3 protein-coding genes are annotated in these 2,090 nt (G+C 71.0%); 1 reads left to right on the plus strand and 2 read right to left on the minus strand.

The genetic code is table 11. The features are described from left to right. The coding region (locus ABNF97_RS34425) for a dsRBD fold-containing protein (protein ID WP_502930592.1) at positions 1-502 on the minus strand (502 nt) is incomplete at its 3' end. Here ABNF97_RS34425 and ABNF97_RS33780 point away from each other — a divergent pair. After that, the gene (locus ABNF97_RS33780; protein ID WP_349341046.1) at positions 465-758 is read left to right on the plus strand and encodes a DUF1876 domain-containing protein; all 294 of its coding nucleotides are present in this window, start codon (positions 465-467) and stop codon (positions 756-758) included. The two genes, ABNF97_RS34425 and ABNF97_RS33780, sit on opposite strands and share 38 nt — an antisense overlap. 359 nt (positions 759-1,117) lie before the next feature. Here ABNF97_RS33780 and ABNF97_RS33785 read toward each other — a convergent pair. After that, the coding region (locus ABNF97_RS33785; RefSeq protein ID WP_349341047.1) for an HAD-IC family P-type ATPase at positions 1,118-2,090 on the minus strand (973 nt) is incomplete at its 5' end.

A 2,090-nucleotide genomic window follows, 5' to 3' on the forward strand; every position in this document is an offset into this window, starting at 1 on the left:
TCTCGGTACGGTGCGGCTCGTCGGGACGCAGCCACGCCTGGCCGGCGCCGACCAGGTCGTCCCGGATCTCGTCGTAGAGCTGCGCCTCCGCGTACGTCCGGTCGTCGACCTCACCGATGAGGATCTCCACATTCCAACGCTTCATGGTCGTCATGTTCGGCTCCTTGACCTGCTCGCAAGATTGTTCGACCGCGCTCGTGCCGTCGTCGTCTCGGCCGTCGCCGCCGCAATGCGCGTTCACCACTTCCTCCAAACGGCCTCCTGTAACGCAACGTAACCACGTACAGGTACCCGGCGTAGGGGCGATGGTCAGCGCGGCAGGTGACCTTCTGCCCGTCGCGTGACCTTCTGCCTGTCGGGGCGGATGCGGGGTTCGGACAGGCCGAGTGCGTGGCTCTGCGGGACCTTCGCCCCTGGGAGGCGCGCGCAGGTCCGGCCAGGCTGGAGCTGCGGAGGTGATCACGATGGTTCGGGCTGAGCAGTGGACCGTCGACATCGTCATCGACGAGCGTGACGACGAGCGGCGTACTCGCGCCGAGGCCCGGCTCCAGATGCCGGACCGGGTCGGGCTGGTCGGCTGTGGCGTGGCACGGCGCAACCCGGCGGACCCGCGGGTGCCGCAGATCGGCGACGAACTCGCCGTCTCCAGGGCGCTCGCCGACCTCGCCCACGGCCTGCTGGAGGCGGCCGGCGACATCGAGCGGGTCACGCGGAAGGACGCACAGCGGCCCTACGGAGATGCGGGAGACACGATTTAGGCATTCTCGCCACCACGGGGGCCGCCTCGTGCTTCGCGGCGTTCCATGCCTTACGCAGACCGGCGAGCGACCACGACAGCGACAGCGTCATCAACTCGTCTGGCATCCCGTAGGAACGTTCCGCCGTCCGTTGATCCCATCCCCGCCTTGACTTGGGCCACGACCTGCCCGGCGTCTGGCGCGGTGCCGGTGGCGGGCTCGCCCACCATGATCACGCGGCCGACCCGGTACGTGGGAACGGGCAGCGTCCCGGCCGCGTACTGCCGCCGACCGGTGATGTACGCGACGCCAGTCGACGCTGCTCATTCCTTCAAGTTCACACGATCATTCAAAGCTGCTCAGAGAGCGCTACAGCTCTCCTACACGGCAGCAGTTGCTAACCCCTTCTTCCCCCGGGTGGCGGTAAGCCGGATCGCCAGACCCGGCACGGTCGCCGCCACGGCGCAGGCCACCAGGTCGACGGCGGACAGCGCGCCGGTGCCGAGCAGCGTGCGCAGCGGCGGCAGCAGCACCCCGGCGAGCTGCAACAGCGCCGACAGCGCCACCGCCGCGATGAGGGCTCGGTTGCCGGGGCCGCCGGGCCGGCGTGGTGCCCGTACCGCCAGTGCGATCCCGAGTTGGCCCAGGCCCAACACCACGAAGACGATCGACTGCCAGGGCCGGTCCAGCGCGTGCGCGGTCACGCCCGCGCCGAGCACGACGGCGGACAGCAGCGCGCCAGCCACCAACACCCCGCGCAGCAGCCCGGCACCGAGCACCGACTCGTGCGGCGACCGGGGTGGGCGGCGCATGATGCCCGGCTCGGCCGGTTCGGCGCCGAGCGCCACCCCTGGCACGCCGTGGGTGAGCAGGTTGATCCAGAGAATCTGGGCCGGCAGCAGTGGTACGGCGAGCCCCAGGAACGGTCCGGTCAGCATCACGAGGATCTCGGCGACGCCGCCGGCGAGCGCGTAGCGGAGGAAGCGTCGGATGTTGTCGTAGATCCGGCGGCCCTCGGCGACCGCCGCGCCGACCGTGCCGAGGTTGTCGTCGACGAGTACCAGGTCGGCGGCCTGCCGGGCGACCTCGGTGCCGCCGCCCATCGCCACACCGATGTCGGCCCGGCGCAGCGCCGGTGCGTCGTTGACCCCGTCACCGGTCATCGCCACCACGTGCCCGCCGGCCTGCAGGGCCGCGATGATGTCCAGCTTCTGCTCCGGTTGAACCCGGGCGAAGACCCGTTGGCCGTCGACGCCGTGCCGGGTGAGTTCGCCGTCGTCGCCCCGTACGACGTCGTCACCGCCACGCCAGATTCCGAGCTGGCCGCCGATGGCGGCGGCCGTGACCGGGTGG

Origin of the sequence: Plantactinospora sp. B6F1 (assembly GCF_040120695.1) — a bacterium.
In the GTDB taxonomy this organism is placed as follows: domain Bacteria; phylum Actinomycetota; class Actinomycetes; order Mycobacteriales; family Micromonosporaceae; genus Plantactinospora.